Source organism: Streptomyces sp. AC627_RSS907 (assembly GCF_019049165.1).
In genome coordinates this window covers 1-7,052 of sequence record NZ_JAGMUE010000249.1, presented here as the reverse complement: position 1 = coordinate 7,052, position 7,052 = coordinate 1, and the positions used below count along the sequence as shown (strand labels likewise).

The following is a 7,052-nucleotide window of genomic DNA, read 5'->3' as shown; positions in this document are numbered from 1 at the left end:
GTGGGGGGCCGGGCGGGGCTCGCGGCCTCGGGGTCGGCGACGGGGACGAGGAGGGAGCGGGCGCGGTCGGACATGGTGTCGGGCCCGGGGGTGCGCGTGGGGGTGGTGGGGGCGGTGTCGGGAGTGCCGACGGGTTCCGCGGTCCTTGCCGACACGGCTGCTCCCGCCGCGCCGGCTGCTCCTGCTGCTGCTCCCGTCGTGTCGGCCGGTGCGGCCGTCGCGGTGATCCGGGGGAGCTCGTCGGTGTCGCGGTCGTCGGGGTCGGTGGGCTCCGGGTCCGCCGGGCCGCGTCGGTGGGGCGGGTGCGGGGTTTCCTCGGTGGTGCCGTCCTGTTCGCCGGTGGTGTCCGGGGTGGTGCGGCCGTGGCGGGTCGGGGGTACGCCCGTGCCGCCCGGGCCGGGGCGGGAGAAGGCGTCCCAGCCGGGGTCCTGGTCGGTCGTGGAGGCCGCGGGCTGCGGGGTGCGGGTGCCGGCCTGGTCCCACCGGAGTACGGCGCCGCACGCGTCGCAGAAGGACTGGCCCGGTTCCGCGCGGGTTCCGCACTCGGCGCAGTTCTGCGTGGTCATCTCTCCGGGGTCCTTTCGGAGGCGGTCACTTCGACCGTGTAGGGCATGTGGGCGGGGCGGGCGGCGGCGACGAGGGTGTCCAGGCGATGGGTGTCGGCCGGGGTCGGGTCGGGCAGCCGGAGGGTGACGTGCAGGTGGGGGCGCGGGATGCCGGGGAACGGCCCGAGGGGTCGGGCGTTCCATGCGGCGCCGCCGCTTTCGGTGATCTGGGGTTCGACGCCGAACGCGAGCCGTACCGCTTCGGACAGGCCTTGCCGGGTGCCACGGACGCGGTGCAGGCGGGCGGCGGCGGCGACGGCGGCGCGCAGCCGGTCCTCGGGTTCGGTGCCGTCGGTTTCGGCGCCGACCCAGGTGCCGAGCCACTGGGCGAAGTCGGCGGGGGTGAGGGCGGGGTCGAAGTAGGTGTCCAGGCAGTCCAGGACGCTCAGGATGGGGGCGAGGACGTCGTCGAGTCCGCCGACGAAGCGCTGGGCGAGGTCGTCGTCGGCGAAGACGGCCGGGAGCATGGTGCTGATGGGCAGGGAGGAGCCGAGTCCGTCGATGGAGCCCCGGTGGGTCGTCGTCACGTGCCGTCTCCGATCACTCGGACGCGGTGGTCGAAGGAGAAGACCAGCGCGGGCGGTTCGAGGTCGATGCGGTCGGTGGGGTCGCCGCGCTTGCCGGTGAGGGGGTCGGCGGGGTGGAGGACGACCTCGTCGACGAGTTCGACGCCGGGGACGCGTTGGAGTACGGCGAAGACCTCGCCGGTCTGCACGGGGCGTCCGAAGGGCCAGCCCTTGCCGTCGGTGCCGCCGGTGAGGGGGTCGAGGTGGCGGTAGAGGGCGTCGTGGGCCTGGCGGCGGACGCGGTCGGCGTCGACGCCGCGGAAGGCGTGGAGGGTGGCGACGACGGTGACGCCCTGGTAGTAGGGGGGTCCGACGGCGAGGCGGGTGCCGATGAGGCGGCGTTCGTCGAGGTGGCGGGTGATGCGCTCGAGGAGGGCGTCGCCGGGGACGAGTTGTTCGAAGCGGAGGCGTCCGCCGGGGTCGGGGACGGCCTGGGGGACGACGAGGACGCGGACGGCGTGGGCGCCGTACTCGTTCTCCTTGCCTTCGAGGCAGGTGATGCGGGCGGTCTCGGGGGCGGCGCGGCGGGCGAGTTCCTCGTAGTCGCGCAGGGTGACGGCGCGTTCCTGGGCGCGGAGGGTGATGGGGGCCCGGAGCTTGGCCTCTTCGACGGTTTCGCCGTCGACTCCGCCGCGGGCGGCTTCCCGGTTGACGACTTCGGAGACGTACGGGATGGAGGTGCGCAGGACTTGTACGGCGCCGCGGGCGACGTTGCCGGCCCGGCCGCCGCCGGTGCGGTAGCGGCGGGCGCGGATGATGGCGCCCTTGGGGGGGACGGCGCCGTACTGGCGCAGGGTGCCGTCGGGTTCGCGGACGGCGGGGCCGAAGGCGATCTCGCCGGTGGCGGCGTCGAGGGTGATGTGGTGGTCGTCGGGGTGGGAGGCCGCGAAGTGGGGGACGACGTGCCAGTCCTGCCAGCCGTCGTCGTCGGTGGTCTGGAGGAGGAGGGGCGGGTCGTCGGCGACGACGGGGGCGTGTTCGAGCCGGAGGCGTTGTCCGGGCAGGCCGGTGGATTCGCCGAGGGGTTCGTCGTAGACGGTCTCGGCGTGGATGGTGCCGGTGGTGCCGCCGATGGTGTAGGCCTCGGCGGAGCGGATGGTCGGTGAGGTGGTGTAGAAGGGCTGGCCGGGCAGGGGGTCGGTGACGCGGCAGCGGATCCAGCCGGCTTCGTGGCCGCCGTTGCGGGACAGGACGTGGCCGCCGGGTATGTGGAGGACGATGTCGCCGGGGCGGTTGAGGCCGCCGGTGCCGTCGCGGTCGACTTCGCAGGTCTGCCAGCCGTCCTCGGTCCAGGCTTCCCAGACGAGGGGTGGCTGGCGGGGGTCGACGCCGACGCCGTCGACGCGGCTGTCGAGTTCGAGGGCGAGCGCGCAGTGCGGGGTGGCGGCGGTGAGGCCGATGAGCATGCAGTCGCCGGGGTTGGGTGCCTCGGCGAAGCACATCAGGTCCTTGCCCTCGGCGAGGTCCGTGGTGCGGTCGGTGACGGGTTCGCCGCGGTGCTGGACCACGAGGTGGCTGAGTGCGGACGGTACGACGGTCAGGTCGCGTTCGGTGGCGAACACGACGGCCTCGTCGCGTTCGGTGCGCAGGGTGGCGACCTCGGTGCCCAGGGGGACGAGGATCGGCTCCTCCTGGGGTGCGCTCAGCCAGAAGGTGACGTCCGTGCGGGCGGCGGACGGGGGGAAGAGGGTGATGCCGACGAGGTCGAGGAAGGCGAGGTGGTTCTTCTCGGGGACGCGGTTGAGGCGGTAGACGATCTGGTCGGCCATGTGGGCGAGCGTCTCGACGAGGGTGATGCCGGGGTCGGAGACGTTGTGGTCGGTCCACTCCGGGGCGCGTTGCTGGATGTAGCGCTTGGCGTCGTCGACGAACTGCTGGAAGCGGCGGTCGTCGAGGTTGGGGGAGGGCAGGGACATCAGCGGTCGCTTTCGAAAGAGCCCGGGTGGCCGGCGGGACCGTCGGGGAGGTCCGGCTCGTCGTGGGAGGGGATGACGTAGAACGGGAAGACGAGGCTGCGGGGGTTGTTGGTGCCGCGGATCGAGTAGCGGACGTCGATGTAGAGGACGCTCTGGTCGCCGCCGGTGGAGACTTCGACGTCGTGGACCTCGATGCGGGGTTCCCAGCGGTCGAGGCTGACGTTCACCTCGTGCTGGATGCGGCCGGCGGTCTGTTCGTTGACCGGGGCGAAGACGAGGTCGTGGATGGCGCAGCCGAACTCGGGGCGCATCGGCCGTTCGCCGGGTGCGGTGGCGAGGATGAGCCGGATGGCTTCCTCCACCTCCTGTTCGCCGCTGACGAGTGCGATCCCGCCGGTGGGTCCGATGCGCATGGGGAATGCCCAGCCGGAGCCGACGAACTGTTCGGCCATCAGGGGGCCACCTGCCTTCTTCTTCCTGCGTTCCCGGTGTGCCGGTGGGGACGTGCGGTCATGCCGGGAGGGGGTACTTCACGGTGTTGACGAACACGGCGCCGAAGAGGTCCACCTTGATGCCCTTGATGTTGACGTTGGCCACGGCGTTGACCGACACCATGCCGGTGGCGTTGATCGAGGTCATGCCGCTCGACGACAGGTTCATGGCGCCGCCCATCGCGTTGACGTTGACCGCGCCGCCCAGTGAGGTGAGGCTGACCAGGGCTTTGCCCTTCAGGGTGAGGGGGCCGCCGCTGTCGATCATGACGGACTGGCGGCCGTGCAGCCGGAGGCTGGTGCCCGCCTCCACCGACACCGAGCGGCTGCCGGTGATGCTGACGCTGCCCTTGCTGTCGACGGTGATCTCGGTCTTGGTGCGGTCGAGGTTGATGATCAGTTTGTTGTTCCCGCTGGCGATCCGGACGCCCTGCTTGCGTCCGCCGGTCTGCTGGCTGAGCAGGTCGACGCGGTTGCCCTGGCGGTCGGACAGGGTGTGCCGTACGGCCTTCTTCTTCAGGCCGTCGTGCAGGGGGACGTCGGAGACCTTGGTGGGGAGGTCCCGGCCGTTGTAGAGGCCGCCGATGACGAACGGGTGGTCCAGTGCGCCCCGGTCGAAGGCGACGAGCACCTCGTCGCCGACGTCCATGGGGAAGACTCCGCCGCCGTCCTTGCCGCCCATCTGTACGCTGCGGGCCCAGTCGCTGACGTAGGCGTCGTCCAGCCAGGGGAACTGGAGTTTGACCCTGCCCTGCTTGAGGGGGTCCTGTACGTCGGTGACGATGGCGTTGGCGACGCTGGGGAGCCGGGCGGCGCTGGCCGGGTCGACGCCGCCGCTGCCGCCGGAGGCCAGGCCGTACAGGGAGCGCCACTGGCGTCCGCTGACGGTGATCCAGGACTCGTAGTGCTTGCCGTCGCCGAAGACGTGGCGTACCGAGGTGACGGTGTACTTGCCCTCGAAGGGTTTGCCGACGTCGGAGAGGGCCACGGGGACACCGGGCCGCAGGTCGGGGTGGCCGTAGACGGCGACCTCGAGTTCCGCGAAGGAGGAGGTGATGTCGGCGGCGAGGGCCTTGGCGGCGTGCTGGACCTCGTCCTGCCTGTCGTAGGGGTTGGCGGTCTCGACGAGTTTGGCGGCCTTGAACTTGCCGGCGGCCTCTCCGGGGGTCGAGCCGATGCTGATGCCCGGGTCGGTGGTGGCGGGCGCGATCTCGGTGATCTTCTTCTTGGTGGTGACGTTCCAGCCGCGGGACTCGACCTTGCCGACCTGGTCGGCGGCGGTGACGGCGGCCCGCAGCCGGAGGATGTCGTGGCCGGCCTGGAGGACGAAGGTGCTCTTGTCGCCGTCCGTCTTCGGGGAGGGTGCGCCGGCCGACGGTTTCGGGGTGACGAAACGGAACTTTCCCTTGGCGTCGAGGGACATGACCATGTTGTTCTCGTCGGCGAGCCGGGAGAGGAAGTCCCAGTCGGTGACGTTGGACTGGCTGATGAAGGTGTAGGTGCCCTTGGTCGGCTGGACGCGGCCGATGGGCACGCCGTCCATGGCGGCGAGTTTGCGGGCGATGTCGGAGGCCTTCTGGTTCCGGTACGCGGCGACGCGGCGCTGGCGCATCATGCGGTGGCCGTAGTCGTAGCCGCGGATGACGGTGAAGCTGCCGGTGCCGTCGTAGTCGGCTTCCAGGCCGGTGACCTCGCCGGTCAGCAGGGGGTTGCCGATGCCCTGGCCGTCGGCGATCGGCGTGATGACGATTTTGGTGCCGAACTGGACGTTCAGTTTGCCGAGGACCAGACGGTAGGGGTCGCGGAAGGTGAGGCGGAACGCGGCGGGTACGCCGACGCCCTGGTCGACCCAGCCCTCCACGAGCATCGGGGCGATGTCGGCGGGGAGTTTGGCGCCGCCGATCTTGACCTCGACGATGCTGGAAAAAGCGTGCCGCACCATCAGTGAGGCACCTCCTCGGTGGCGGGCAGCATGAGTTCGGTGCCGGTCGGCAGGCGGGAGGGGTCGTCGATGCCGTTGGCCTCGGCGATGGCCCGCCAGGCGTTCGCGCTGCCGTACTCGCTCCAGGCCAGTGACTGGAGCGAGTCCCCCGCGACGACCCGGTGCACGCGCTGGGCGGTGAGGGCGCCGGAGGTCGGGTTCTGGCCCAGGGTCGGGCCGGGGATCTCCACGAGCGACACCTGGCAGGTGGCGCGGATGGGGACGCCGCTGGTGCCGAACAGGGTGTACTGCGCCTCGATGGACGAGACGTACGCGGTGAACCGCGCCGTGGAGAACGAGCCCCACTCGAAGACCACCCAGGGCGGCGACGGCTGCTTGGCGGCGATGCTCTCGGAGGTCACCTCGCAGCAGAGCAGCAGGGACTCGACCTTCTTCATCACGGTGTTGCCGTTGGGCTTCATCGAGGAGTCCAGGAAGATCTCCAGGGTCATCTCCCGCGGGTCGGCGCCCATGAACTCCGGCTTCGAGCCGTCCCGCACGGTCATGGTCGGCGTGGCCTTCCACTCGGCGCGCTGGGTGAGGGTGAGCTGCGCCGGGTTGAACTCGAAGTCGAACCTCCGCATCAGCGCGCCGGGCGTGGTGGTCGTGCCGGTGGGCGGCTGGTGGATGGCGAGGTTGGCGCGGACGAGGCTCTTGCCGGCGCCCTTGCTGCTGGTGGCCATGGGTCTTCCTCTCTGCTCTCCGGCGCCGTCAGTCCGTGAATCCGTGGTGGGCGATCTCCAGGACCTCGTTCGCCACGGCCGGGCTGTTGGGGTCGAAGCTGGGGCCCTGCCAGCTGACGGGCAGTACGTCGATCAGTCCCCAGCGGGCGACCAGTGACCCGTCCGCGCGCAGCGCCGCGATCTGTGCCGTGGGCCGCTTGATCCCGGTCTGGACGGAGGAGACCCACTTGGCGACCTTCGCCGTGTCCGGGGTGAGGGGGCGGGTGAGCCGGATGTTGGAGAAGGTGACCCGGGTGGGCAGTTGCCAGACGAACCCGTTGTTGCCGCCCTCCTGGCGCTGCTCGATCTCGACCTGGGTCGACAGGCCCTCGCACCCGTTGAAGTAACCGAGGCTCTCGCCGTCGATGGCGAGGCGGAACCAGATGGTGGAGCCCGGGTCCTGGCGGCGCATCGGGGGGTGACCTTTCTGTCGGGTGAGCGGTGGGGCACGCGGGTGGCCGGTCAGGCGCGGGGGTCGCGGAGTCTGCCGATCCGTTCGCGGTCCATGCGCAGTTCGGTGCGGACGAGACGGGTGACGCGGCCGATGATCCGGTGCACCAGCTCGTCGAGCTGGAAGTCGGTCAGTTCACGCGGGTCGAACCCGCCGGCCGGGACCGCCGTGTAGGCGGGCGGCCGGTCGTCCTGTGCCGGGGGTGGTGTGGCGGAGCCGCCCGGGTACGGGGGCGGGTTGCCGGGCGGGGGCGGGCTGTACGGGGGCGGCGGTTCGGCCGGGGTGTGCTCGGCCGAGTGGGGCCGCAGGCGGCTGAGGTT

6 protein-coding genes and 2 pseudogenes are annotated in these 7,052 nt (G+C 71.4%); all 8 read right to left on the bottom strand.

Annotation, left to right across the window (positions count from 1 at the left end; all coding sequences use genetic code 11):
• Nucleotides 1-566 (bottom strand): annotated as a pseudogene (locus KUM32_RS33080) (zinc ribbon domain-containing protein); the annotation flags it as partial.
• The gene (locus tag KUM32_RS33075; protein ID WP_217145627.1) at nucleotides 563-1,072 is read right to left on the bottom strand and encodes a phage tail protein; all 510 of its coding nucleotides are present in this window, start codon (nucleotides 1,070-1,072) and stop codon (nucleotides 563-565) included. The pseudogene KUM32_RS33080 and the gene KUM32_RS33075, both read right to left, overlap by 4 nt.
• 56 nt (nucleotides 1,073-1,128) lie before the next feature.
• Entirely contained in the window at nucleotides 1,129-3,087 is a 1,959-nt protein-coding gene (locus KUM32_RS33070) for a putative baseplate assembly protein (protein ID WP_217145626.1), read from the bottom strand.
• Complete coding sequence (locus KUM32_RS33065) at nucleotides 3,087-3,539, bottom strand: GPW/gp25 family protein (protein WP_217145625.1); 453 nt, start codon at nucleotides 3,537-3,539, stop codon at nucleotides 3,087-3,089. Before KUM32_RS33065 ends, KUM32_RS33070 begins: the two co-directional genes overlap by 1 nt.
• Before the next feature lie 58 nt (nucleotides 3,540-3,597).
• Nucleotides 3,598-5,520: a VgrG-related protein gene (locus tag KUM32_RS33060; RefSeq protein ID WP_217145624.1), complete on the bottom strand. Its 1,923-nt coding sequence runs from the start codon at nucleotides 5,518-5,520 to the stop codon at nucleotides 3,598-3,600.
• Nucleotides 5,520-6,242 carry a LysM peptidoglycan-binding domain-containing protein gene (locus tag KUM32_RS33055; protein WP_217145623.1) on the bottom strand — a complete coding sequence of 241 codons (723 nt, stop codon included), beginning with the start codon at nucleotides 6,240-6,242 and terminating at the stop codon, nucleotides 5,520-5,522. Before KUM32_RS33055 ends, KUM32_RS33060 begins: the two co-directional genes overlap by 1 nt.
• 28 nt (nucleotides 6,243-6,270) lie before the next feature.
• Nucleotides 6,271-6,693: a phage tail protein gene (locus KUM32_RS33050; RefSeq protein ID WP_217145622.1), complete on the bottom strand. Its 423-nt coding sequence runs from the start codon at nucleotides 6,691-6,693 to the stop codon at nucleotides 6,271-6,273.
• A gap of 50 nt (nucleotides 6,694-6,743) precedes the next feature.
• Nucleotides 6,744-7,052, bottom strand: a pseudogene (locus KUM32_RS33045) (hypothetical protein); the annotation flags it as partial.